19 protein-coding genes are annotated in these 25,225 nt (G+C 42.7%); 7 read left to right on the plus strand and 12 right to left on the minus strand.

Going from position 1 to position 25,225, the window contains the following annotated elements; genetic code table 11:
• Window positions 1–1,154 precede the first annotated feature (1,154 nt).
• From H561_RS0121470 to H561_RS0121490, 4 genes are all read left to right on the plus strand, one after another.
• Complete coding sequence (locus tag H561_RS0121470; RefSeq protein ID WP_027388809.1) at window positions 1,155–1,802, plus strand: hypothetical protein; 648 nt, start codon at window positions 1,155–1,157, stop codon at window positions 1,800–1,802.
• Window positions 1,803–2,922: 1,120 nt separating this feature from the next.
• Window positions 2,923–4,695, plus strand: coding sequence for an FAD-binding oxidoreductase (locus H561_RS0121480; RefSeq protein ID WP_027388810.1), 1,773 nt, complete (start codon window positions 2,923–2,925; stop codon window positions 4,693–4,695).
• Between the two features lie 174 nt (window positions 4,696–4,869).
• A complete protein-coding gene (locus H561_RS0121485) occupies window positions 4,870–6,810 on the plus strand; it encodes a LodA/GoxA family CTQ-dependent oxidase (RefSeq protein WP_027388811.1) in 1,941 nt (646 codons plus the stop codon).
• Window positions 6,807–7,916, plus strand: a complete 1,110-nt coding sequence (locus H561_RS0121490; protein WP_027388812.1) for an NAD(P)/FAD-dependent oxidoreductase — start codon at window positions 6,807–6,809, stop codon at window positions 7,914–7,916. The genes H561_RS0121485 and H561_RS0121490 overlap by 4 nt, the downstream gene beginning before the upstream one ends.
• A gap of 573 nt (window positions 7,917–8,489) precedes the next feature.
• Here H561_RS0121490 and H561_RS24550 read toward each other — a convergent pair.
• The 7 genes from H561_RS24550 to H561_RS0121520 all read right to left on the minus strand — a co-directional run bounded on the left by H561_RS24550 (window position 8,490) and on the right by H561_RS0121520 (window position 13,647).
• Window positions 8,490–8,720 carry a DUF2000 family protein gene (locus H561_RS24550; RefSeq protein ID WP_081411715.1) on the minus strand — a complete coding sequence of 77 codons (231 nt, stop codon included), beginning with the start codon at window positions 8,718–8,720 and terminating at the stop codon, window positions 8,490–8,492.
• Window positions 8,710–9,687 carry a bifunctional helix-turn-helix transcriptional regulator/GNAT family N-acetyltransferase gene (locus H561_RS0121495; RefSeq protein ID WP_027388813.1) on the minus strand — a complete coding sequence of 326 codons (978 nt, stop codon included), beginning with the start codon at window positions 9,685–9,687 and terminating at the stop codon, window positions 8,710–8,712. The genes H561_RS24550 and H561_RS0121495 overlap by 11 nt, the downstream gene beginning before the upstream one ends.
• 83 nt (window positions 9,688–9,770) lie before the next feature.
• Window positions 9,771–10,151: a DUF4260 domain-containing protein gene (locus H561_RS0121500; RefSeq protein WP_051349491.1), complete on the minus strand. Its 381-nt coding sequence runs from the start codon at window positions 10,149–10,151 to the stop codon at window positions 9,771–9,773.
• Window positions 10,152–10,213: 62 nt separating this feature from the next.
• Window positions 10,214–10,783 (minus strand): Crp/Fnr family transcriptional regulator, encoded by a 570-nt coding sequence (locus H561_RS0121505; protein WP_027388815.1) that lies wholly within the window; start codon window positions 10,781–10,783, stop codon window positions 10,214–10,216.
• 154 nt (window positions 10,784–10,937) lie between these two features.
• Complete coding sequence (locus H561_RS0121510; RefSeq protein WP_027388816.1) at window positions 10,938–11,753, minus strand: AraC family transcriptional regulator; 816 nt, start codon at window positions 11,751–11,753, stop codon at window positions 10,938–10,940.
• A 150-nt stretch (window positions 11,754–11,903) separates the two neighbouring features.
• Entirely contained in the window at window positions 11,904–12,545 is a 642-nt protein-coding gene (locus H561_RS23120) for a DUF2652 domain-containing protein (RefSeq protein ID WP_051349492.1), read from the minus strand.
• 88 nt (window positions 12,546–12,633) lie between these two features.
• Window positions 12,634–13,647, minus strand: coding sequence for an SDR family NAD(P)-dependent oxidoreductase (locus H561_RS0121520; protein ID WP_027388817.1), 1,014 nt, complete (start codon window positions 13,645–13,647; stop codon window positions 12,634–12,636).
• Between the two features lie 694 nt (window positions 13,648–14,341).
• Here H561_RS0121520 and H561_RS0121525 point away from each other — a divergent pair.
• Entirely contained in the window at window positions 14,342–15,730 is a 1,389-nt protein-coding gene (locus tag H561_RS0121525) for an MAC/perforin domain-containing protein (protein WP_081411717.1), read from the plus strand.
• A gap of 279 nt (window positions 15,731–16,009) precedes the next feature.
• Here the strand turns inward: H561_RS0121525 and H561_RS0121530 are convergent, their stop codons facing one another.
• The gene (locus H561_RS0121530) at window positions 16,010–16,561 is read right to left on the minus strand and encodes a TetR/AcrR family transcriptional regulator (RefSeq protein WP_027388819.1); all 552 of its coding nucleotides are present in this window, start codon (window positions 16,559–16,561) and stop codon (window positions 16,010–16,012) included.
• 211 nt (window positions 16,562–16,772) lie between these two features.
• Between H561_RS0121530 and H561_RS23125 the strand changes: the two genes are divergently transcribed.
• Both H561_RS23125 and H561_RS23130 read left to right on the plus strand, forming a co-directional pair.
• Window positions 16,773–17,837: an NAD-dependent epimerase/dehydratase family protein gene (locus tag H561_RS23125; RefSeq protein ID WP_034763126.1), complete on the plus strand. Its 1,065-nt coding sequence runs from the start codon at window positions 16,773–16,775 to the stop codon at window positions 17,835–17,837.
• 19 nt (window positions 17,838–17,856) lie between these two features.
• The gene (locus H561_RS23130; RefSeq protein ID WP_228372327.1) at window positions 17,857–18,282 is read left to right on the plus strand and encodes a DUF2141 domain-containing protein; all 426 of its coding nucleotides are present in this window, start codon (window positions 17,857–17,859) and stop codon (window positions 18,280–18,282) included.
• A 72-nt stretch (window positions 18,283–18,354) separates the two neighbouring features.
• Here the strand turns inward: H561_RS23130 and H561_RS0121545 are convergent, their stop codons facing one another.
• The 4 genes from H561_RS0121545 to H561_RS0121560 are packed head-to-tail and all read right to left on the minus strand — an operon-like array spanning window position 18,355 to window position 25,052.
• Window positions 18,355–19,503 carry a cytochrome-c peroxidase gene (locus H561_RS0121545; RefSeq protein ID WP_027388820.1) on the minus strand — a complete coding sequence of 383 codons (1,149 nt, stop codon included), beginning with the start codon at window positions 19,501–19,503 and terminating at the stop codon, window positions 18,355–18,357.
• 1 nt (window position 19,504) lies between these two features.
• Complete coding sequence (locus H561_RS23535) at window positions 19,505–21,037, minus strand: DUF6850 family outer membrane beta-barrel protein (protein WP_051349494.1); 1,533 nt, start codon at window positions 21,035–21,037, stop codon at window positions 19,505–19,507.
• Between the two features lies 1 nt (window position 21,038).
• Entirely contained in the window at window positions 21,039–22,274 is a 1,236-nt protein-coding gene (locus tag H561_RS0121555; protein ID WP_027388822.1) for a DUF4876 domain-containing protein, read from the minus strand.
• An 18-nt stretch (window positions 22,275–22,292) separates the two neighbouring features.
• Window positions 22,293–25,052 carry a TonB-dependent receptor gene (locus tag H561_RS0121560; protein ID WP_034763039.1) on the minus strand — a complete coding sequence of 920 codons (2,760 nt, stop codon included), beginning with the start codon at window positions 25,050–25,052 and terminating at the stop codon, window positions 22,293–22,295.
• Window positions 25,053–25,225: the final 173 nt, after the last annotated feature.

The following is a 25,225-nucleotide window of genomic DNA, read 5'->3' on the forward strand; positions in this document are numbered from 1 at the left end:
GAATAACAACACCGACCGGAAGTAAAAACGACCTAAAAACTTTTAGCGTTAAGCAAATTGAAAAGGGTAGGCCACAGAAAAAAGTTTTATGTCCGAAGCGCGGCTACAAGATTGAAATGAAAACAAACAGACCATCCGCGCAAGTTTTAAACTTTTCAGCGTTGGCTCAATTTGTAGCGTCAAGAAAGTTTTAAGTCTTGATCTTTTGGTTCTTTTGCATCAAGGCAAAAGAACAAATAAAAAAACTTTCCCAAAAGTTCATTGACAAAGGGGAAAAGCATGGTTAAAAAAGTTTAATGAAAACCCAGAACAACGAAAAATGCCTTCATAAAATGATTCATACAGAATAACAACACCGACTGCGAGTAAAAAACGACCTAGGAGTCTGGAGCGTGAAGAAAATGGAGCCTGTGAACGTTAAAAAAATTCTACTGTCCGAAGTGCGAGTCCAACAATACTATAATCACCCAATAGATCATATCGCACAAGTTTTAGAATTTTTAGCGAATAGGGTTCATTTTTAGCGGAAGAATCCCAGTCTTGATCTTTTGGTTCTTTTGCATCAAGGCAAAAGAACAAATAAAAACTTTTCCAAAATTCTGGTGACTATGGGAAAAAGCATGGTTTAATAAGTTTAATAAAACCTATAAACAATATGAGAGTATTCCTTTATGAAACTGACCATTCTAACTGTTAACCACACTATGACCTTAAACTTTTAGCGTTAAGCAAATTGAAAAGGGTAGGCCACAGAAAAAAGTTTTATGTCCGAAGCGCGGCGGTAATATTGATCAACAGACCTACAGTGAATCCGCGCAAATCTAACGGAGCGGTTCGACGACCAACGGGAGTCAAGTTTTAAACTTTTCAGCGTTGGCTCAATTTGTAGCGTCAAGAAATCTCGAAGAGATTCGCCGATTCAGAAATAAAATATAAAATACTGAGGCAAAGTTTTAAGTCTTGATCTTTTGGTTCTTTTACATCAAGGTAAAAGAACAAATAAAAATAAAAAATCTTTTCCCAAAAATCTGGTGACCATGGAGAAATCTTTTGTTCTTTCATCAAGGTAAAACGACACTTATAATAGGAAATTATTCATTTGCAAAATATTCAAATAAATGTACTAAAATTTATCAATTATTCAAAAGGTAAAATTGATATTTCCCGGCAGGAATAACCTGCCGGAAAGGCCCTATTTTCCGGACATTCTTCGACCCTTCTTCGACTATTCTTCGGGAGTTCTTCGGAAAAACCCCCTGTTTTCCGAAGCCGATCCGAAGAAGACCCGAAGCGGACCCGAAGAAATGCAGGTTAGTACCGGTCATAGGCTGCCAAAACCTGCCAAAACCGGACACAAGCTGCCAAAACATGCTCAGGCCATGGCCAATTCAAAAACCGGTGATACCTTTGTTCCGTTAAACCCCAAAAAAGCAACCCCATGGCACCAATCACAAAAGCGATCCCGGCAGATCACAGCAAAAGCAGGAACGGCAGCAGGTACCAAACGGCCTGGGCAGGACCTCATCCGGAGCAGGGCCAGGCGCCGCCGGGCTGTGGGGAAGCCGCTGCTCCGGCAGGTGAAGTCCAGACGGACGACCGGATTTTCCCGGCAGGTGAAGAACATCACAGTGGCCCCACAGACAAGGATACATCATCAGTCCGGCGTGGCAGGGACAGGCTTAACGGCAGACCGTACGCTGCCGGATGAGGATGCCGGCAGGAAAATCCGGGGCTGGCCAAGGTGTACTTCAGCAGTGTCGTACAGGCACCGGCTTCCCACAGCGCGTACTTCGGTGCCCTGAACCTGATTTAATACAGATCCTGATTTAGTTTGATCTCCATCCGCAAGGATGGGGATTTTTTGTGCGGCCCCGGATTCAGGGATGCCGGTCATTTGAGAAAGGCTGTCAGGCTCTTAAACGCTCAGTTGCGCCGGATTTCAGCCCTTTTGGATTCCTTATGAGGGATGAGAGGATTTAACAGGATAGGCAGCAATACAATGGCTTTACAGCATCCGGTGATGAGGATTACCTTGGCAGAATCATAAGGCGTCTGCCTGGGCAAACGTGAAACTAATTTTTTTCATTTCCTGTCCACGCTGACGCTCCATTCTGTCATCGATTTTTTAGAGGCACGCTCTTTAAGGAGTCCGGTTTTCACGCTTAAATTCCCAAACATCCATGATTTTCATCACAAATTTATTACCGTTTTGAAGCGGATCAGGAGCCAGGAATAGGGAATAGGGGTTCTCATAACCGAATTTGTGTAAAATGATTCCCAAAAAATATTTTTACAGCTCATGGTGGCCATGCCGGATTTTACGGATATCCCATGGGTTATGATTGAGATAAATTTAAAAATATGTTGAAAATAGTGTGAATTTAAAAATGCAATTACACAATAGAAGGATCCGGCATCATCAACTATCTCTTGATATTAATCAATCCGATCAGACCATCCTTTATAGTATTGTTTTCGTTTTTTAACCTTTCTAATAATCATTTTTCATTGATCCATTTTCTAGTCATTAATTATTCATTGCCGGTGACTGAGATCCACTAACACCCAAATTTACGAATTGTATTAATATATAAAATTTGCAACAGTGCTATCAAAGGCATTTCTGAAATGGAAATTATTTTTGTGAAGTAGGGCTCGAATATCGAATTCGAACCCAATGATATGGTCATAAAATTTGTATACAGGGATTGTTGGTTTCACATAAAAATCCGTAAAAATACTTAATGAACTGTTTATTAATTCTCCTAGATTTGATTTAATTAAAAACCATTTAAATATGGCATACGTTAATGATGTAATTCATTATAATATTTAGTTAATGTATAATTTAAAATGTATATTTTTTATAAGTATGCTACTGTCGTAGACTATTAAAACTAATAACCGTTAAACCAACATTTCATGAAAGCAACGCTGCTCAATATCATCGGGATCTTAAAGGAATATCTTCCAAAGGACAATATGCCGGAGATATTATTTGATTCACCTTTAACAAATAAAGAGTACAACGACGAAAGACAAATATTTAATACCTACTTCCAATTCCGGCCGACGGCCATTGTATTCTGCACCAACACGGAACAGGTCTCGGAAATCATTAAATGCATCAGACAGTACAATTACACCGGGCTCCTGAGAATCCGGTCCGGCGGTCATGATCATGAAGGGGAATGCTCGGCAACTGATGCCCTGGTAATAGACCTTTCAAAAATGACAACGGTCGATATTGACGCCGATCTCAATTATGCAACCATCCAGCCCGGCATAATGTTCATTGACCTGATTAAACAGATGAATGCCAGGAAAGTGGGATTGCCGCATGGTACGTGCTATTCCGTACGCATTGCAGGATTTACGTTTGGCGGGGGATGGGGCCCCTGGACCCGTGACAAAGGGATGGGCTGTGAAAGCCTTGCCGGTGTTACCATCGTATTGGGTGATGGTTCGTACCGGACGATTATAGACAACAAGCTTGTACCGGAGTATGAAGGCAAAACCGTGCCTGATCTTAACAACGAAGACCGTAAACTTTTATGGGCATTGCGTGGCGGCGGCGGGATGAGTTACGGCATCATCACAGCACTCATTTACAAAACATTTACCTTACCTGATTTTACCACGAAATTTTCGGTTTCCTTTGAGCAAAAGTTTGGATGGAATTTTGCCCCTGCCGTTGATATACTCAAACGCTGGGAAGCGCTTATAGGCTATAAAGAAAATAAAGATTTGCTGGGTACGAATTTAAAAATAGTTGGCAAATTCAAATCTGAACAGGATACGACTCCGGTGGAGCAAACTCTGCATGACTGTTACTTCTACGGATATTATAAGGGCAGCAAAGCACACTTTAACAACCAAAAGGATTTTGAAGACAACCTCGAAAAAATTATCCGGGAAAAGTGGTTTCCAAAGTATCAGTTCGGAACGTACAGTATCAATTTTGAAGATACCATCGAGGCCGTATTATCCAATAACGTTACCAGCCCATCCGGCAAGCTGACTGCTGTACCGGATAACGACAGGCGCCAGTGGAGTACCTTTTCAGCCTGGGACCGGGTGGTAAGATGGGATACCGATCAGGATAAAAACCCATTACTCGAAAGTGTATATGATACTGCTGCCTTACCTCCCCATTTCCAGGCCATTCCGCCCGAATTAGACAAACCGGCCCCTCATAAAATAACATCGAGGTTTGCCATGGTTACGGCTGATGAAAATATTGCTTCGGAGCGGAGAAAAAAACTGATTGAAAGCCTGGAATCCAATCTCCTGGATACTGAAGGAACTTATCAGGGAATGAATACGTATTTTACATTGGGTGCTATCACCGGGGCATATTACCGGGATTATGAATTTAATGCGAACCAATTTCCGGAGGGAAGTTCTTTTGCCTATAAAAAATGCTTTTACACGGTGCAATATCAAGCCTGGTGGAACAATGACGGTCGTGAAAACCCGAAAGTGCAACCTTATGTAAACCGGGCTTTGGATTGGCTGGAGGCCTGCCGGGATTATGAGATCCCTGCTACTTACGGAGCCTTCATCAGTTTCAAAGACAGCAGCATTCCAACCCGTGTTTATTTTCAGGAAAGTTATGACCAGCTTAAAGAAATAAAAGAAACGTATTGCAATGACCCTGACAATTTGCTCAGCAGCCGCAAAACGATCATCTGATGGAATAAATCCCCCCTGATAAACTCGGTACAACATGCATTTTTCTGGTAACCATCACAAAATTCAGGCACACCAACGCTTTCAGGGCGATGGTTTATCCTCTGCTAACCACCAGATCGATTGATCTTCTATAATACACGATAAAATCCATTTACAATCAAAAACCTATACAACATGTCTGACATTAAACAAGTAATCATTCACCCGGCCATCGGTGTTGCCCGGGTAGGCAATAGTCCGGATGAATATTTTCTCCTGCCTGATCTCATTAACGAACCCATAACCGATCCCGGAAATTTCAGGGATAGCCAAGGGCGTATTAAAAGGCAGGCGGCCCGTTTCCGGCTTTTCGGTGCCGATGAGCAAGGCCATATCATCCGGGAACTTACTGCGGAAGATGGCGATATCACCTGGACCGTACACGTGGCCAACAAAAAAGCCGCCTGGTACGATTTCGATCTTGCACTGGATATTCCCCAGGCCACCGGTGTTTATCCGAAATATCCGCCGGTAGAAAGCAAGTTACGCAATGTTAACGTCGCCGATTCGCATCGCCCGAGGCTGGTGATTGATGGCGGTGCAGTAACGATTTCCGGCATCAATACCAATTCTGGTGGCAATGATCCCGAATTCGCTTTCGATAAAGGCACATTTTATTCTCCGCATGGTACGGATACGCCGGTTTACCTGGGCGAACTGCGTACAGACCAGAATGGCAGCTTGCTTTTCCTGGGTGGCCGTGGCGTATCTGCATCATACGATGGGAAGATGGCCACTACTTTTGCCAATAACAATACCTGGCATGATGATACCTCTGACGGTCCGGTTGATGCAAAAATTAAATTGAATACAGGAGAAGTGTTCGAGGCGACCGGCGCATGGGTGCTCACTGCTCCGCCAGATTATTCACCAGGGATACAGGCATTTGTAACCGGTTACGACCTGCTGGCACAAACGGCCAGCGAAATGGGACAGTCGGTGTTACCGGAAACGCCGGAGTTCTGGGCGCACATCTATCCGATGCTGCAACGCATGCCGCTCAACGGGTGGGTGAATGCAGGTATTTTTAAGCAGTATGGCTGGGGCAGCCCGGGGAATCTTTCCACTCCCGAAATGGTGGCGAAGCTTTCTGATGCATCCGATCAGTACTTTGAGCTGCGGCAGGCCATTTTCCGCCAATTCCGTAATCCTGATTACGCAACCATGCAGGCAGAGCTTTTCCCGCCGGTTTACGGCGATGGACTGCAGAGTTTCAAAAGCAGCGATACCGATCCGCGTAATTTCATGGCGGTGATGCCTTTTCAGTATGACTATCTTCAGCAGTGGGCCAACGGCAACTTTACTTTGGGCGAAAAGTCTGGAACGGTTGATTATGATGACCTTTCTCCTGCCGAACAGGCCAGCCAGCTGGACCGCACCACGCTTGATGAAACCATTGGCGGGCCTTTTCACCCGGGATGCGAATATACCTGGCCCATGCGGCAACCTATCCTGTATTCGGCACCGTTTCGGATCAAACGCAGGTTGGATGATCCGCTTACTTTCGGACCCGTGCTCAATTCCAAAATTGCGCTGGCACCGGGAGGCCCTTTGGATGGCTCCGCGGCCGGCGATATTACCAAATGGATGGCCGTGCCCTGGCAAACCGATACTTCCAGCTGTTTAAGCGGCTATGTAGAAATTATGGGTCAGTATGTACCGACTTTCTGGCCGGTTAGGGTGCCGAACGATGTGCTTACGGAAGCGGATTATGAAGTAATGATAAGTGGCAGCAGCAGCCTGGAAGAGAAGAATTCTGCCTTTGGCAACCGGGTGAAGTGGCTGCGCGGTGTGGTATATGAGTATGGTTATCCATCGGTAAAGGTAAGCCCTTATACCAAAGGCATTAATGATTTTATCACCCAATGGCCCGATGTAGGTATTTTGATCCAGAAAGAAGGTACGGGTGATGCCAACTTCCCCGATAAGATGTGGGTAGAGAATGGACGAACCATAGGAGAAGAGCAGGTTACTGCAGACGCAATGCTGAAGGCTGCGCCAGAGCAGGGGCTACCATCGGAGGATTCAGGTTACCTATGGATGGTAGAGCGGGCTGAAAAGAGAAAAAGAAGATGATAACAGATGTGCTGATTATAGGCAACGGTCCTGCCGGATTGGCCTCAGCAATCACTTTACGGCAGCACGGTGCATCGGTAACGGTGGTGCACCGGCCCGCTGTGGATGCTGTCCGGGTGGGAGAAAGCCTCGCTGCTTCCGCCCGGCACTCTCTTATGGAACTTGACCTATGGGATGACTTTTTAGCTGCAGAGCACCCTCCCTGTTATGGCAATTCCTCTTGCTGGGGTGATGACCGGCTGTTCTTCTATGATTTTATCCAGTCATCGTCCGGAGAGGGCTGGTATGCGGATCGTACGGCTTTTCAGTCTATGCTGGTCCAAAAAGCTGTAGCAGCCGGAGTCAGCTTCATTGAAACGAGCCGGGCTTTCGGACTCGTAAGGGAAGGCGTATGCTGGAAATACACGGAAGGGCATTCGCACATCAACGCCGCTGTAATAATCGATGCCAGTGGCAGGAACAGCTGGCTGAGCAGGCAACTTGGTATAAAACGTATTCGCGGGGATAATCAGATAGCGGTGGTCAGCTTGCTGGCCTCCCCTAATCCCTTAAGGAGTCAACAAAGTCTTATTGAAGCAGTACCCGATGGCTGGTGGTATGTTTCGGAGGGCGGGGGAGGAAAGGTAGTGCGTATTTTTTTTACAGATCCTGACCTGCATGAACGCGCAGACTGGCTGGATCCCTTGTATTGGTGCCGGAAGAGCATGCAGACGCGCTTTGTAAAGCATCGGGTACCGGTAAATCGTTACAGCGATATATTGCCTATTCAATATACTTCAGCAGGGAGCCATCATCTGGAATCTTATGCCGGCGAAGGCTGGCTGGCAGCTGGCGATGCAGCCTGTGCGTTTGACCCATTGTCATCCCACGGTATTGCTTTTGCGCTGCGCAGCGGCATTGATGCGGGCCTTGCTGCTAAAGATGAGCTGGCGGGCATTTCAGCAGCCGCAAATGATTATGATCAGAAAATCCAGCTTGCCTTCCGTTTGTACGGAGAGCAACGTGCAGACCTCTACCGAAAGGAGACGCGTTGGACAGACCAGCCTTATTGGGTAAGAAGACAAGAAGGGCAAAAACCTGCCGTTGCTAAAGGCGGTATGGTATAGAATAAAAAAAGTAAAAGGGTCAGCTATTAATTTTATCAAAGTGGTACCGTGATTCTGAATATATGATTATTCATATTAAATCTTCAGTGTGAATTTATCGCTCTCTAGTAAGATTCAAAAGAAAGCCGGAAATTGATTTCAGAAATAGATCAAACAAGTGGCACTTCTAATTTGAAGTTAAAAAAACGATTTCTGAAGTGATTTTAACGCAGAGTTCGGTTCCCCGTCCTGATTCGCAATCAAAAAATCTATCTATTGTCTTGCTTTATTGGACAAAAGACATTAAATGTTGTTTTATCTTTGAGGTATAAAAGCATGGAATGTTAATGAGCAACGGAGAATACATTTATTTGAATACTGACTGTAATGGTGAATTCAATGTTTTATGAATGGAATTTCAGTTTATCAACCGCTTTATCAACTTTTTTATTCTCCCCGTATATGATCATTCCAGCCAGGTTTAATACCTCATCTGCATGTTTTACGATCTCGTTGATATTGCCTTATTCATTTTTAGTGGCAAACAGTTCTTTGGTATAAATACCGATCGGTAAGCCTTTTTCTGATGCGCGGTTAAAAGCGCTTCAATTGTTCATCCGATTCAGCGGCATAGATGAGTATGGTATGTTTTATAAAAGGGAGGTAAGAAGTACCGGATGCACTTACGAGTGGTGCACCATGGGTTTCCGGAAAAGCTATTGCTACTGAACCCGCCAGGAAAGAGGTCACATCCAATTTCTGCCAGTCTTCTAAACTGTTTAAAATAACGACGGCTATTTTTTTATCGTACCTATTAATCGTTATTTATTGTTAGGGGAAATTCGCTGATATCTACAGCCATCTGAATGTTGCATCGCTCATAAGGGGTTGGATGACCCGCTATTTTCTGAAATCCCAGCTTGTGGTACAGATTGATGGCCGGCTTCAATATCGTATTGCTCTCCAGGTAAACTTTTTTGGCACCGAGTGAAGCCGCCTTATTTAATGCCGCCTGTCCTAAAAGCCAGCCGATACTCTTTCCCTGTGCGGAAGGAGAAACCGCCATCTTCGCCAGTTCAAAATCATGTTCCCCGTCATTCATTTTCATCAAAGCACATACCCCGACAACTTCATCATTTAAAAGGGCTACTAAAATGTGGCCTCCCTGATCCAGAATATATTCCTGCGGATGATCCAACGAACGATAGTCGGCTTCTTCCATCTTAAAATAAGAAGAGATCCACTCTTCGTTCAGCAGTCTGAAAGCACCGGCATGCCCGGGTTGATAGTCTGCAATCCGGACCGTGCTGCTTTCCCGTTGTTTCTTCTGCTCGGTGACCCGGCGCAGCAATGTTTTCTGTTCAAGCAAAAATTCCCATTCTTCAATGGCCTTCCACAGATCGTTGGTCGCCTGCATGTTAAGGGTTTTAATTGCCTCTTCCACATCTGTATACTGATCCTGGATCCTTTCCTTATAGCCCATGCCTTTTTCAGAAAGTCCCACCATGCTCCGCCTGCCGTCACTGTTGTCTTTCTTCTCGATCAGGCCTTCTTTAATCATCTCACTGATGATCTTACTGACTGAAGGGTGTGAATGGCCAATTTCCTGCGCAATGCCGGTAATTGTTTTTTCTTCACCTTCTGACAGGGAATAGAAAACAGGAAACCATTTGGGCTGCATTTCAATATTGTATAATTGATAGATCCGGGCCGCATCATCTGTAATCCTGTTGGTCAGCATCCTTAATCTGCTGCCTATTGATTTAATGCCTGCATTTTTATAAAACTCCATATATTTTTAATTACGTAATCAGTTACGCAAATATAGGAAACAAAGTTATAACAGACAAGAGGCTGATTTAGACTTAAGAAATTTTATAGGTTTTTTCCCATCCAGCCTGAACTGGTATGCTTGAAATGATCCGGAAATTTCAATCCGTAACCCAGCATACGGTCAAAAGATGAATGCGCGGCCAGCAGTAATCCTATTGAAATAAGGATATCCACATGCATCAGAAAGCCAGCCGCTAGAAGGGCTATTGCTATCGCCCGATGATGAACTAAGTTATACGTGAGAGCACCTATGCGGGTGTTCACCAGGTAACCTGTCATGGAAAGGTCAGGCGCAAAAAACAGCAATACCCACAGCCAAACAGATAATCCGAGATTATATTTCGTCAGGAAATAAATAGCAATTGCAGTTATAGCTGCCTCTTCAATTTTGATAGCGATAGCCATCGTTTTTTCCTGGTTCATGACAATGATTTTTGATTGCCTCAAAGGTACAACTGAAACTCCGGCACTGCGCTTGACAAAAATCAAGAAACCGTTTTTCTGCGTATACGGCTAAAGGTTTCGGGCGTCATGCCGAGCATGGACGCCAGGTATTGAAGCGGCACCTGATTAAAAAGCTCGCGATTTTCACTGAAGAATTTTTGATAACGCTCCTCGGCAGTCATGGAGATAAGGTCTAAAATACGATTCTCCATCATTACAAAGCATTTACCCATGAACAGTTTTTCAAATTCATGCCATTTGGGTACCCGTCTTCCCATAGTAAGGTAGGCTTCATAATCGATGGTGAATAAGTGCGTTTCCGTCAGTGCCCGGATGTCAAAGCGTGACGTTTCGCGGAACATGAAACCCCGGAGATCGGTCATAAAATATCCGGCTGTGCCTATCCACTGGGTAACTTCTCTGTCCGGCAGGTTTACAGAAACCCTTAAGATGCCGCTTTCTATAAAGCTGAGCTTATTGCAGGGCTTTCCTGTTTTTAAAAAATAGCTTCCCTTTTCCACCACTTCCGGTTTAAATAACCCGCTCACTTTTTGACATTCGTCAGCACTAATGCCGAAATGGTGATGGATATAACTTTCAAGTTCGTTCATTTATTTGTTTTAAGCGATGATAAAGATCGGCAATATGAGCCAGGATCAACAGTGAATTATGTTATATGTCAAAAAGCCTTTTCAAATTTTTCAGACAGAATGAATGTTTGTTCACCTGTCCCGCTTTCCAGGGCATATTCAATGATATTTAAAATTAAGCATTCAACCTGCTTAGCAGTTCCGTAGGTGTATATCCGAATTGTTTTTTAAAAGCAAAAGAAAAGTGGGATAAATTTTCAAAACCGGTCTCATAGCAGACGTCAATGGGCTTTCTTTTCTTTTCCACAAACTGGTAGTGGGCCAGTTCCAGGCGTTTTTGGGTGAGCCATCGCTGTGGCGTGTTATTGAAAGCTTTGCTGAAATCGCGCTTGAAGGTGGTGAGGCTGCGGCCGGTAAGATACCCGAATTTTTCCAGCGGCAGGTTAAACATAAAATTCTTTTCCATGTAATCTGCCAGATCAATTTTCCCGGGTTCTTCAAAGTTCGCCAGCACATGGTCTATTTCTCTGTTAACAGTGCGAAGGATGGTGATGGCCTCAGTGATTTTCAGTGATGCAATACCTTCAGGAAGTTCTGCCATCTCAAAATAGGGGATGAGGGAAGCAAGGCAGCTTTCCAGCAATGGATGGTTGCTGAAAGTATATATCTTTTGTGATTCCGGTGCTTTAGGTTTTACATCAAGACCGGAATAAAAATTTCTTAACTTTTCTGTAGACAGATGCATGACCACGGTTTTGTGCGGCTGCCCGTCTTTCGGATAATTGATGATGGTAGCCAGCTGGTTTCTGGGGATCAGGAAAATATCCCCTTTCCTGAAAAAATAGGTGGCATCGGCCTGAACAATTTTGGTTTCTCCGGAAATAAACCAGATGAGCATGTGGTGGTCGAACATGATATCCGATTTGAAAAATTTGTCCTCGTAACAGGAAAGTTTGACGTCTTCTGTGATGTATTTGGCCTGGTATTCCATTTTTTATACTTGTTAATGTTATCAATAATTGGTGAGTGTAGACCGGCACAACCGTCGGCAGTGAAACCGGTGATTAAAATTATTAAATTCTTCAATATAGCGAACTTATAATGTCATCAAAGCTCATTGTTTTCTTAAGCGATCTTATACTTATACCACCCATGTGATAGAACTGCCGAAAGAAGTATAGGTATAACAGATGTTGCGAAGATCCTGGTAGATTTCGCAGATCCTGTTTGGCAGATGTGTGCTTTTTGAGACTGTGGCAGCTGCACTTACACTTGCCGCGTAAAGTTCATCTGTGATCAGAAGATAAGAGTGCTCGGGAACATTATTCTTCAGCAGCCTGTGCGCTTCAATGATCACTTCACCATACAGCTTCGTAAATCCACCAAGACAGAACCGCGTCATCATTCCATAATGGGCTATCGCCTTAAGCTCCAATGTTAATGTTAAACAGTATTGTATTTCCAGCTTTGCTTTCGCTTTATCAAAGGCATTTTTCATCAGCTTAAACTGTTGCTTTAGTTCATCAACATCAGGAATGGCCCGCCATTTGAAGAACAATACCGCGTCACCCTCAATTTCTGCAATTTCAAGATCCAGTTTGTTTTGACTGATGATGGCAGAGAGCAGTTGATAGGTAATGGCTTTTCCCGTTACCATGTCCGTGCTCCGGACCAGCTCTGTAAATCCGCTGATATCGGGTATAAAAACCAGCCCCTTTTTACTGCCTTCACCCAACCTGTGGTTCCCGGTAGCTGAGGCTTTTTTTCTTGTAAGGATGTTCATAATAACTTATTTTACTGTTCAACCGTTGATTTGAAGATCGTTTTAAAGATGCTCCGTTTAATAAACAGGGTACGGAGCATCAATGAAACTAAATGACCTCGAAAGCAACGCCCGTCATTTTTTCGCTGAGATCCCAAAGTCTTCTCGCACTGGCTTCATCTAATGAATACGGCTGTACGCCACGCGTTCCCAGGCTATTATCATTTCCAAAATTTCCATGGTCAAGCTCCGCAATGTCCGCATCTTTACAATACACTCCGCCGATATCATTCAGAAGGGGGCTGGTGGCACACCATACTGTGGTGGCAGCGCCCTGGGGGATCGTCTTTAATCCGGCAAGGATTTCCGGGCGCATATTTCCATGATCATCAAAGAATCCCATTTGCTTAAACAGTTCCGTATCCGCATCTCTGGCCAGTTCCGTTCCGGCAATTGATCCCGGATGCAGCGAATAGGCCCTTACGCTGAATGGTTTCGCGCGGTTATCCAGCTCAAGAGCAAAAAGGTTACTGGCCGTTTTTGACTGTCCGTATGCCTGAAGGGTCTGGTATTCCCGGTGCCCGAAATTAGGATCATCGAAATTAAACGGAGCCATCTGGTGACCGTAGGAAGAGACATTAACCACTCTTGCACCGTTGGCTTTCTTGAGGGCTGGCCATAATCTTGCAGCCAGATGATACTGCCCCAGGTAATTGGTAGCCAGTTGGGATTCGATACCCCGGCTGTCTCTCTGCAGTGGTACCCACATAATGCCGGCGTTATTGATCAGCAGATGCAACGGCCGTCCTGAAGAAAGGAATTTTTCAGCGAATGCATCAATAGTATCGGGTTTTGCCAGATCCATGGCCTCAATTTCTACATTCCTGATCCCTTCCAGATTTTTCATGGCTTTTTCCATATCCCTGGCCGGTACAACGACCGTGGCACCCGCTCCTGCAAGTACTTTGGTGGTCTCCAGGCCGATGCCGGCATTCCCGCCTGTTACAATTGCGGTTTTTCCTGTCAGATCGATTCCTTTGATCACATCACTTGCGGTTGATTTTGCGTTGAAGCCGGAACCTGCCGGTTGCTGTAGTGCTCCCTGATCATTGTTTTGTACCATTGTTTTATTATTATTTGTTATTGCTGATACAAATGTAGTGGGGATCTTGACATGCCGTTTTGTTTAAACGTCCGGATTAACTTTGTTTAAAAGGCCTGAATTGAACGGGTATCAGTTATGGCTCATTGCAGTGATACGGGAAGCCATAATGCGCCTCCGATTTATAATTTATTTAACCTCTAGGGATCAGTATTAAATTTGGGGACTAAAAAAAGTTTAGAAATCCCGAATAGGAAAATTAACGATCTCTTGCCCCGAAGTTGTCATCTGAAGTTTTTTATTTTTGCATTGAAAGATTCTGCTGAGGCATTCATACCGGATGCATTAAAATAATTGAGAATACCATTGTGATTTATTTGATTGTTCCAATTAAGATATTGAAGGATTTAAATCTGGCTTCTTCCGCTTATTTAAACCAATGTGCCAATTTCAGCATGGAAACTGATTTTTGATTGTAAATCTTCGTTATTTCATTAAATACAACCGTAAAAGAACGATCCTGCAAATTCAACGCAGATATGAAAGTTTCATTGGAACGTAATTTCTTTCTTTGGTAAAAGTTGCAAGTAAATAAAAGTATTTACTTTTATTTTTCCATATTAAAATTCTCCTGTTAGTGATTATTATCATACGGTATAGTTCTTTTATCCATTGATTTAGTTGTACTTTTAGCAAAAATTTATATCTAATACCAATGAAAAAACAAATTTTATTATGCATTAGTTCAATGCTGATGCTTTTTTTATCATCATGTTCTACAGAAGAACTTAATGATGAAGTAATCAATTCTAAAAAATCTCATTCTTCAACATCTTCCAGAAGTGCAGGAGATGGATTATATGATATTTTAGGATATGGCTATAATGCTGCAGGAGAATATGCCAATGCCAATTCGGCAGGATTCCAGGTTATTGATGTTGACAAATTTAAAACTGAACAGGGTCCAAGATTAATCAGTGAAAATACATTTTCTCAGGATTATATAGAAGAATATGGAGAGAACGCGCAGGTCTATTCCAACATGATTTCTGCAAAAGTAGGGGCTTCGGGATTATTTAAAAAAGTACTTTCACTGGCAGTTAACGGTACTATAACAAGCAGCTATAAGTTTGATGCAAAATATATTTATGGAAGCTACAATTTGACCATAAGACAAAGACGATTTAGATTCAATGCCACCACCAGTCTTTTAGCAGATTATGCAACTCCCGAATTTACTCAGGATCTGCAGAATAAAACACCACAGCAAATTGTCGCGGATTATGGAACCCATGTAGCGATGGATATTTATACAGGCGCCAAAATGGACATTATGTTTCAGTCTGAAACGACAAACGAAAACAGGGAAAATGCTGCCAGGGTAGGAATTAAAGCAGGAATTAAAGATGTTTTTGATATTGATATCAATAATGATATTACCACCACTTCTTCCAGTATGAACTACGGTAAAAAGCTATCGTACAGAACAAGGGGAGGAGACGCTTCGAAAGGGCTTGTAGGAGATCTTGATTTACAACAGGCTAACTCTAAAGTTAATATTTCCAACTGGCAAAACAGTTCCAATATCAGCAATGCAGTATTAGTGGATTTTGGAACAAACGGATTGGTTTTAATATATGAGTTTGTTAAAGATGCTGCTAAAAAAGCCCAGTTAAAAGCATATGTTGATCAATATTTAATTGATAACAGAGTGGTTCTGGAATATAAAAGCGTTCCGATTTACGGATTTTATACGGGTTCCGGTAAAGATCACTATTTATCAACAAGTCCTGCCGTTCCTACTCATTATGTTGGTGAAGGAGAAGCTTTCAGGGCATATAATTATAAAGTTCCTAACGCACAGCCCATTTATCAGTTTTATAGCGGTTCAGACAAAGATCATTATTACTCGACATTACCTGCTGTTCCCAATAAATATCATTATGAAAAAATAGCATTCTATGCGGCTGTTTCATCAACGTCTACCAATAAACCTGTTTATCAGTATTATAGCGGCTCTGATAAAGATCATTATTATACGACAATATTTGCAACTCCTAACAAGTATTATTATGAGAAGATTGCTTTTTATGGCTCTCTCTAAAAAATAATTGTTTTTTAATGACAGTAAAATTAGAGCTGCATATAACCCTATGCGGCTCTTGTTATTTATTCTAATGCCTAGAATATTTTACAACAGCCATGTAATGAATGAGATCATAAAGTTGCTGTTTTAAGAGGGTATTTTTAGGAGTGGTCAAAAGCTGTTTCAACAAAGCATTTCTTACCTTAATATATTCGGATATTGCTTCTCTCCATTATGGCTTTTACAATTAAAATTCAAAGGAAAAGCAGGGTATGGATACGATGTTTTGTTTAAGTGCTACAATTTATTAAGTTTATTAACCAGATAACTTATTATTTCTGCAATCCTTTCGGCCGGGAGGGAAAAATCATTTTCGACCCAATTTTTAATGACAGCGATGCTCCCTTTTTCACCGAACTGATACGCCATTTCTGTAAAAGGCTGTGTTTCCGGAGTAAGTTCGATTTGATTCTCAACCGGAAAATGATTTCTGACACTGGTCAGGATGCGGGCCAGAATTCCGCTTCCATCGGCTTTGGTGAAAACGATTTTGCTCATCTCTTTGTCGTTTTCCAGCAGCTGGCAGCTGAGCAGTATGACTTCATTCATCCGGTGGCTCTTGCGCAGTACCTCCGATAATTTTTCAAAAACCTCTTCTTCCAGCTCAAGCAGGATATCCATCGGAATCGTATAGTGCCGGTAAAATGAATTTCTGTTGACATCTGCCGATCTACACAGTTCCGTTATAGAAATTTGGCTTAATTCTTTCTCCTTCAGCAAATCAAATAAAGCCTCGCGCAATACTTTTTTGGTGTACTGTACCCTCCGGTCTTTTCTTAAATCCATCATAATTTTTTTTTCTTACGCTACAAAATCGATCGCTTTTGTTCGCTATAGAACAGAATTTATCATTTTGAGAGGTCCGTCCCATTCTTATTAAATAGTTTTACCATACAATCATCAACAAGCATAGAGCGGGATAACGAACAAATGGTACAACAAATTTAAAGTTTATTCCGGACGAATACTGATTGAATACATGTTTTTAAATCTAAAAAAAATGGAAACGACGACAATACACACAAAAAAAAGAATTCTTCTCACCGGTGCATCCGGAACGGTTGGTTTCGAAACTTTGCAGCATTTGGTACAGAATCCAAATTATGAAATTACGGTTTTCGACATGAAAACTGCAAAATCCGTTAAGAAGCTCACCCCTTTCCGCGGTCGTGTGGAGATTGTGTATGGTGATATCAGCTGTGCTTCATCTCTGGACGGCGTAAGTCAGAATAAAGATGTGGTCATACATTTGGCAGCAATTATTCCGCCGCTTGCGGATGTAAATCCCGACTTGGCTTATCGTGTCAATGTTCAAGGAACAAAAAATCTGATTGATGCTTTGGAGAAAAATTCCCCGCAGTGCTATTTGTTGTTCAGTTCCAGCATTTCGGTGTATGGTGACCGTGTCAATGATCCTGAAATTTCAGTTACCGACCCTCTGAAGCCCAGCCCGGGTGATCAGTATGGCGAAACCAAAGTGTTGTGTGAAGAGGCAATCCGGCAGTCAAATTTGTCCTGGTCAATTTTTCGTCTGGCAGCGATCATGGGCAACCATAAGATTTCCAAACTGATGTTCCACATGCCGCTGAATACAACACTGGAAATATGTACACCACAAGATACCGGCCGGGCTTTTACGCTTGCTGTTGCTTTTCAAAACAAACTCGAAAATCAAATCTTTAATCTGGGGGGAGGTAAAGACTGTATTATTTCATATCATTCTTTTCTTGTCAGAATGTTTGATGCATTTGGATTAGGCAGGGTCGATTTTCCCGAAAAAGCATTTGCCGATAAAAATTTTCACTGCGGAATCATGCTTGACGGCTTTAAATTAGAGGAAATCATCCGTTTCCGCCGACAAAATTTAGTCGATTATTTCGAAACGGTTGATCAGCAGGTTAAACCGTATCAGAAGAAACTCACGTGTCTTCTAAGAAATATGATTAAACGGTGGCTACTGTCGCAATCGGAACCTTATAAGGCTTTTTTAAAAGGAAATATATCGGAAACTGATCATTTTTTCAACAAAAATGAAAGTGAAACGGTGAAAACAATACTTCAGTAAAATTAGAAAAACAAAATGTATGTTACAAAAAATAATAGGCATGATACTGCTGATTACCATTAATACAACTCTTTTTTCGCAATACCATTTTACAGTGGAAGTGACGGACGTGATCCCCGGTAAAGGTCACGTATATCTTGGCCTTTACGATAAAAAGAAAGGATTTCTGAATGAAGATGCTTCTGTTACCACCGGCAAAGTAAAATCGACAGGCAATAAGGCCATCTATACTTTTAAAAACCTGCCTTCCGGAGACTATGCTGTTGCCGTATATCAAGATGTGAATAACAATGGGAAATGCGACCGCAATATAATCGGTTATCCTACCGAAGGGTTTGGTTTTTCAAAAAATTACAGACCTAAACTCTCCGCTCCCTCATTTGATGAAGTAAAAATTGCTGTCCGCCAGTCCACCAAAGCCAGTATTTCCTTAATTGTAAATTAAATCAGATTTTAAATTAGTTTCTCTACAGGGTAAACAGCCATTGAATACGGTAATTTTTTGACCTTCATTATTTTATTTCACAGGAAATTCCGGTCTTCTCATCTTGTACTTGGTTCCTGAAAGTGCCTGAAGAAAAGAAACCAGAGCCTTAGCCTCATCTTTATTTAGATGCAGGGGTTTCAGCAAAGAATCTGCGGAAGGGTGAAGCGGATCCGATAATTTTTTTTCTGCATTCGGATCGAGCTGGTGCATTCCGCTGTTGTAAATGTTTACCACGCCTTCAAGGTTGTCAAACAGGCCGTTGTGCATCCACGGTTGGGTAAGCATCAGGTCTCTGAGCTGGGGCGTTTTGAATTTCCCTACATCTTCCGGCTTCCGGGTAATGTTGTACAATCCGAGGTCTTCATATTTTCTTTTATAATAAGTGAGCCCTATATTATGGAAAGATTCATCGGTGAGGTACTGCCCGTTATGGCAGTTCATGCAGCGTGCCTTGGTCCGGAAAATATGCATGCCGTAAATTTCCTCATCAGACAGCGAACTGTATTTGCCTTCGAGGAATCTGTCGAAACGGCTCGGCTGGCTTTTAATGGTTCTCTGGAAATCGGCAATTGCTTTTACAATTTTGTCATACGTTACTTTTTCGGTGCCGTATGCATTTTTGAAAAGTTTTCTATAGCCTGCGATGCCCTGGATTTTTGCCGGCAGCGTCTTTACATCCATGGCCATTTCATGGTGTGCTCCCAAAGGGCCGGAAGCCTGCTCTTCAAGGGTTTTAGCCCTTCCGTCCCAGAAAAAAGATGTTCTTTCCGCGATATTATAGAGTGACATCGTATTCCTGTTCCCCAGAAGATGGTCATTTCCCAGCGCGACACGCCTTCTGTCTGACCAGCCCATTTCAGGATCATGGCAGGTACTGCACGAGATTTGGTTGGATTGGGATAATTTAGGATCGAAAAAAAGCATTTTCCCTAAAATGACATTCGGCTTTTCCTGTTCGTCAAAATATGCCGAATCATTTTTAAGAGGAGCAAATTCCTGCCACTTTACCCCTTTGTCAATATTCGGTTCCGGCCACTCTGCAATGGCCTTTTTATAGCTTTTTACAATATCTTCGATGGACGGATCCTGAATGTTGGAAAGGTCTGTGCTCACTTTTGAAGTAAAACTCCACAGAAAAATGATCATTAAACCTGAACCCCAATAAATACCTTTTTTCATTTTAAAATGTAATTCCCAAGCTTGCGCCGGCAAAATTATTGTTTTTTTTCTGGATTTTCTGCGTCTGGTATTCTGCACAGATAAAGAATGCCGGGAGTTTTTCAAGTTTGATGTCGTATCTGAGGGAAGCACCGAAAGTGGTAATATCGCTTGCCTGAAACTGATAATCATGCAGAATCCATTCATTGATTTCCTTACTCGTCGTCATGCTTAAAGCATTGATAGATTTGTTAACCGTACGTTTTGAAAAATAAGGCCGGAACGAGATCACCTGGTTTGAGTTAAGTGACTGAAGGTAATCTGCTGTTATGCCGAGGTAGGAGTATTCAAATTTCTGCCCGGAATTGGGATAAAGATTCCGTTCTTTAATCTCTTCATACCCGAAAAACGGGGATGCGCTCACCGTAAAATGATCCTGGCTGTACTGGTAAAAAGCTTTTACGGAACTCATGAAATTTTCTGAGCGGTAGGACTGTCTTTTAAATATCTGTTCGGTAACATTGGTGTTGACGGAATATCCGAATTCTGAACCTGTCCTGACCACGGCTTTATAGTTTGCAGAAAGTCCGATCCTGTGCTTTTCTTTCAGCGTTAAAAATTTAGCGGCTTCCAGTTCAAAATTTTTGTTTTCCAGTTCTGAAATTTCAAAAGATGTATTTGAGCCTTTGTCCTTGTGGCTTTTGGTGTTGTTTGAACGTCCGGCCGAAGCCCGAAGATAAAAATCTTTTCCCTGTTTATTCGAAATCTGGATGCCTCCTTTATACCCGAATTCCTCAAAAGTCTGCGCCGGATTTATCCCGCCGCTGAAAAAGTAATTGGAATTGCCCAAACCTGTCATCTGGTACACAAAAGGTTTTCCCAGGACGCTCTGGAAATTAAGCGAGCTGTTTTGGGTATATTTATTGACGGTCCCGAAAACCCCGGCTTCATATTCCCGGAATACCCTATAGTTCACGCCTGCATTTACGGACAGGTCAGACGTGGTACTTTTCAGTCTGGGGTCACGGCTGCGGTAGCCGAGCTGGGCAAGGTAGCTTACGTCACCGCCCACCGTCCATCTGTTGATTTTCTGGGACAGGCCTCCTGCAAAAAAATAACGTTCCACATTCAGTGTCCCGCCCAGCGAATCTGCGGTGGTGTAAGGGGCGATACGTTCATAATCCAGGTTTTCATTCCACCGGAATGTTCTTTTTTTCAGGTTCTGATAGCTGGCTTCCCCCCACACAGAGCGGTTGGTATTGAGTTTTAAAAATGAGGATGCGCTTACGGAAAGCCCTTTGTCGCCGGCACCCAGCTGTTCACGGTATACCTTCCGGTGATTATCGTGATAGTCTACGCTGAATTCTGAGAATGAGGAAGAACTATAATCCGGTTTATTGGCCGGATTATAGTAAAACTGACTTCTGAAATTTCTTTCAATACTGTACTGATTATTCAGTTTTTTATAAAATGAAATGCTGTCCTGCGCTTTTACAGAAAAGGAAGTGGAAATGGCAACCATCAGCAGTAAAGAACTTTTTAAATTGAACATCATGTTATTTGTTGTGGTCAATACCGTCTTTTAAACTCGGTACTGCATCTTTGGTGAAATCATTGGTGGAATTGTTGGTATCCATATACAGGTTCTTGCCGTTAGACATTGTTCCTGATGTTTTACGCCTTACTGATTTCCCGTAACGGTTTGCGTCATTATCTGTAGCGCCCACGGATGCCCATCCGGAATCCATGCTTGCAGAAGTCAGGGTGTGAATGAATTTGGTGGGTACAGAATTGTTTTCTGCATCAACAATCCAGGAATTCGGGATTGCGTACGCGCTTTTTGAAGTAACTGTACCGGCGCTGTTTTGGTACGTGTAGTCATACTTGAATTTCTGAAGGAATGAATCTTTATTTTCACCGGCCGGGAAACGTGCGATTACATAGCTTTCAAAACCTCTGTTGTGAAGAAAAAACATATTGAATGCCATCTGGGTATAAATTACCTCGGCATTCGGGACACTCGGATTATCAACCTGTCCTAAAGTCGGGTTTGTAGACGGGAACTCAAAATCTGCATTATGCAGATCATAGGCTGTGCTCGTATTCTGTTTATGGTTGATGGCGTTGTCTGCGATGACGATAAAGTCCCCAGGCTGAACAGGATATTGGTTTCCGGTTCCCGGCAATACCATAACGCCTTTTACGGCAAAAGACATATTGGGGTTGTATGGAGTAGGGCTTTTATCGTCTGTTGTAAGGAACTCAGACTGGCCGATGATCAGCTGATCTGCAAAAAGAACTTTATTTGTATTGTTGGTGATCTTAAAATAGCGGCTGGAGTTGTAATTCTTATTATCAGAAGTTTTTACTCCTGTGAAAAACACTTCTTCGATAATAAAATCTTCGTGGAATTTTTTTACAAACAGAGGAATGGTAAGGTTGGTTACTGCAGAGGTGATGTCTGTCTGGCCTACACCGGCTGCCCTGGCTTCTTCATTGTTGGCAATCACCACACCATTAGCTGTAATTTTATAAGATCCGTAAGGGACATCAAATGAAAATGTAGCTACGTTAGGTTCAAGTGTCTGCCTGATAACCGCACCGGTATTAAGCTCGGTAATCTCGATGTTGATACCTTTATAGGCAGTGATGCCCTCTCCGGTAATGTTCAGCGTCAATACACCATTTTGTTTTGCGGTTACGCCGAAATCATCATCGCTTGAGCATGAGGTAACGGTAAATCCTGATGCCATCGCTGCTGCTAAACTTAGCAGTATAACTCTCTTTTTCATGTTGTTTTATATATCTATTTAAAAATTATAATTAAGTTCCATTCCGAAATACGGGGTATTCAGCCCTCTTCTGTACACCGTTACGTTATTGAAGACATACGGAGCGCTGTAATTGAACATCCTGGTAACAAACATGGACGTCCGGATGGCCTTGTAAATGCTTTTCGTAATTTTCAGGTTCCCGACAAGCGTAAAGGTGTAGTCTTTAGGCATATTATCGGTCACCGAAACATTCCGGACCAGCCACTGCTTGTAAGTGTCTGTTTTATCAGCTTCGGTGAAAGGACGGATGATACCGTCAATACCGTAATAGGATATAGGTTCTGCAATTCTCTGATCATTTCTCTGACGGTCAAATACGCTTCCCTGGAAAGATGCCGAAATCGTAAGGTCAAGGCTCGGAAGGTAGGTGTCGATAAAAAGATTGTAATTCATATTGGAATTAACATATCCGTCATCGTTCCGGTAAATCCCGTAATAAGGGAACCCGTCCGGGCCGATTGATGCCGTGGGCTTAAACAGAAACGGGACTGAGTTCCTGTACTGGGTTTTGAAATAAGCAGCGCTCAGGGTAAACCGTGTATTGATGGCTTTGATACGTGGCGAGCTGTACCCGAATTCAATTCCGCTCTTCAGGGTTTCGCTGCCGTTTTCCGTAACTGTGTATTCGCCCATATTCTGCTTTACGGTGTAGGGCGTAGCATTAAGATCCGGCCCGTTGTTCCATTGGGACAGGTCTACCTGCGAGGCATCATACTGCTTGTAGGTATGAAGTGTTGTATGGAGCATATTACGGAAACCGTTCGTCATATTTTCTTTAAAATATGTGAAGAACAGGGTATGGTTCCGGTAGGACAAATCGAGCCTGATTTCTTTCTTGATGCTTTTTGCCGCTTCAATGGCTTTGTTTTCCGTATTCTGCACATAGGTCATAAAATTCACATAGCGGTACTGCGCATCATTGTGATAATAGTTAAGCTGCGTATAATCCCAGAATTCCCGGTTCGGATAAAGCATCAGAAGGGTAGGCTGCTTGTAAAACTGGCCGTATCCCAAAGTAACATCCGTTTTCATCGGGAAATTGTTGATCATCAGGTGCGGAAGGTTGTACTGTAAGTTCAATCTCGGTTCCACAAAAACCTTTTTGCTGATGGCATAAGACGGATCCATTCCCAATTGTCTGGAAAATCTTAAACCGGTATACAAGGTAAATTTGTGCTGGTCTACGGCATAACTCATCTGGTCTCCTAAAAATGCTGCCAGTAAATTAGAAGCAGGGATGTCATTGAACGGCCTCGGCCTTGAATTGGTAAAAGTTGCCGCATACGGTGAATTCATATCGTAAATTAAGCCTCTGCCATTATTTTTGGAAAACCGCCAGTCTAAACCGGCTTCATAATCATGCGTAACACCAAACATATTCCTGCTTCCTGTAGCCTGAAGAAGTGCTGTGATATCCAGTGGTTTTCCCTCTGTGCTGTACTCGCTAATATAACGCAGTGCCGGGAATACCCCTACATTTTCACCCTGTTCGGTAGCTAATGAAAAAGATCTCGGCCCGGATAACTGTACCAGTTTGGTCTGGTCAATTTTTTCGAATCCCTGACGGATGGCGGTGTTTAAAATAACCTTATTGAAGACGGAGGATGGATCTAAGCTATACACGAAGTTGTTGGTAAAGCTGACTCTCGTTCTGGTCTGCTTGTAGCGGTCAATATCGGGAACGCCGTTGTCCGGATCATTTTTTTTAACATCAATATTGGTGGAAAAGTCGATGCCTGAGCGCCATTCCAACGGTTTAGACCAGAGAAAACCCTTTTTTCTTGAACGGATGGAGGCCGTAGCACGCTTGTAATTTTCAAAATCATCCGTAGGGTTTGCCTTAGAATCCAGAAAGTCTGCGCCGGCACTGATCTGCCAGCTGTCGGTAATCTTAAAGCCTTTTCCTACATAATACTGTTTGCTGAAGCCGTCTGCTTTAAACCTTGCCTGCAAAGGGGAGGCTCCGATTTTCCTTTCAATTTTTATCAGGCCTGAAGTCAGGTCCCCGTATGATGCAGAGGGGATCCCGCGGATGATTTCAACCCTTTCAATGTCATTGGTTGAGATCGTTCTCATGTCAACTCCTGTGGTTGCCGTTTCTCTGGCTTGGGGTGAATAGCCGAACTGTGATCTATCTAAAGAAACCTGCATGTCTGCATTGGAATTGATGACATTCCCGTCAACCATAAACTGCACACCGAGAGATGAGGTGTCGTACTGTCCGGGTCCGTTGCTCAGGTCACCTCGGTTTTCGCGGATGATGGGCCTGTTGTTAATACTCAGGGCAGGGGTCTTTGCCAATCCTCCCGGAAGAAGCTCCATCAGATCTGAAAAGCTTGACGGCTGCAAATGCTCCATTGCCTTGCGGTCTATTACAGACTTTGTCGTGAGTCCTGTGCTCTCTTTCGAAAACATCACCACTTCCTCAAGTCTGTCTATTGCCTGGAGCTGGACATTCAGCGTTTTTGGAACATCTACATTCACATCCAGTTCTTTTTCCTGGTAATTTGAATGCATGATTATAATGTGATGCCTCCCCTTGCTTAAAAAAAGGATAGCATCTCCTTTCTCATTGGTGACTGATGAATTTTCGGTGCTTTTTACAGAAACACCGCCGAGTTCCTGCTGGTTTTCAGCGGAGGTATGAATGATGAGCTGTATTTTCTCACTTTGGGAGAATAAAAGTAAGGTGCCGAAAGGCAATAAGAATAAAAATGATAAAATCCTGAGTGTCATTATTTTAGTTTTCTAAAACCAATCAGCCGCAAAAATAGAAATTTAATTCATGGATCTACATTTTATTTAGAACAAATTAAAATAACTGATAAAAATCATTGTTGATGGGCCTTAAGACTTATTCTGATAAAAACTTATGCTAATTCAAGAGAATCTTAATATTTTCTTGAATT

It is taken from the genome of Chryseobacterium gregarium DSM 19109, assembly GCF_000430845.1.
Classification (GTDB): domain Bacteria; phylum Bacteroidota; class Bacteroidia; order Flavobacteriales; family Weeksellaceae; genus Chryseobacterium; species Chryseobacterium gregarium.

What these genes read in the sequence shown, in the direction of transcription:
- H561_RS0121480 (WP_027388810.1), top strand. Translation starts at nt 2,923, where the DNA reads ATGAAAGCAACGCTGCTCAATATCATCGGGATCTTAAAGGAATATCTT.
- H561_RS0121485 (WP_027388811.1), top strand. Translation starts at nt 4,870, where the DNA reads ATGTCTGACATTAAACAAGTAATCATTCACCCGGCCATCGGTGTTGCC.
- H561_RS0121490 (WP_027388812.1), top strand. Translation starts at nt 6,807, where the DNA reads ATGATAACAGATGTGCTGATTATAGGCAACGGTCCTGCCGGATTGGCC.
- H561_RS0121495 (WP_027388813.1), bottom strand. Translation starts at nt 9,687, where the DNA reads ATGGAGTTTTATAAAAATGCAGGCATTAAATCAATAGGCAGCAGATTA.
- H561_RS0121500 (WP_051349491.1), bottom strand. Translation starts at nt 10,151, where the DNA reads ATGAACCAGGAAAAAACGATGGCTATCGCTATCAAAATTGAAGAGGCA.
- H561_RS0121505 (WP_027388815.1), bottom strand. Translation starts at nt 10,783, where the DNA reads ATGAACGAACTTGAAAGTTATATCCATCACCATTTCGGCATTAGTGCT.
- H561_RS0121510 (WP_027388816.1), bottom strand. Translation starts at nt 11,753, where the DNA reads ATGGAATACCAGGCCAAATACATCACAGAAGACGTCAAACTTTCCTGT.
- H561_RS23120 (WP_051349492.1), bottom strand. Translation starts at nt 12,545, where the DNA reads ATGAACATCCTTACAAGAAAAAAAGCCTCAGCTACCGGGAACCACAGG.
- H561_RS0121520 (WP_027388817.1), bottom strand. Translation starts at nt 13,647, where the DNA reads ATGGTACAAAACAATGATCAGGGAGCACTACAGCAACCGGCAGGTTCC.
- H561_RS0121525 (WP_081411717.1), top strand. Translation starts at nt 14,342, where the DNA reads ATGAAAAAACAAATTTTATTATGCATTAGTTCAATGCTGATGCTTTTT.
- H561_RS0121530 (WP_027388819.1), bottom strand. Translation starts at nt 16,561, where the DNA reads ATGATGGATTTAAGAAAAGACCGGAGGGTACAGTACACCAAAAAAGTA.
- H561_RS23125 (WP_034763126.1), top strand. Translation starts at nt 16,773, where the DNA reads ATGGAAACGACGACAATACACACAAAAAAAAGAATTCTTCTCACCGGT.
- H561_RS23130 (WP_228372327.1), top strand. Translation starts at nt 17,857, where the DNA reads ATGTTACAAAAAATAATAGGCATGATACTGCTGATTACCATTAATACA.
- H561_RS0121545 (WP_027388820.1), bottom strand. Translation starts at nt 19,503, where the DNA reads ATGAAAAAAGGTATTTATTGGGGTTCAGGTTTAATGATCATTTTTCTG.
- H561_RS23535 (WP_051349494.1), bottom strand. Translation starts at nt 21,037, where the DNA reads ATGATGTTCAATTTAAAAAGTTCTTTACTGCTGATGGTTGCCATTTCC.
- H561_RS0121555 (WP_027388822.1), bottom strand. Translation starts at nt 22,274, where the DNA reads ATGAAAAAGAGAGTTATACTGCTAAGTTTAGCAGCAGCGATGGCATCA.
- H561_RS0121560 (WP_034763039.1), bottom strand. Translation starts at nt 25,052, where the DNA reads ATGACACTCAGGATTTTATCATTTTTATTCTTATTGCCTTTCGGCACC.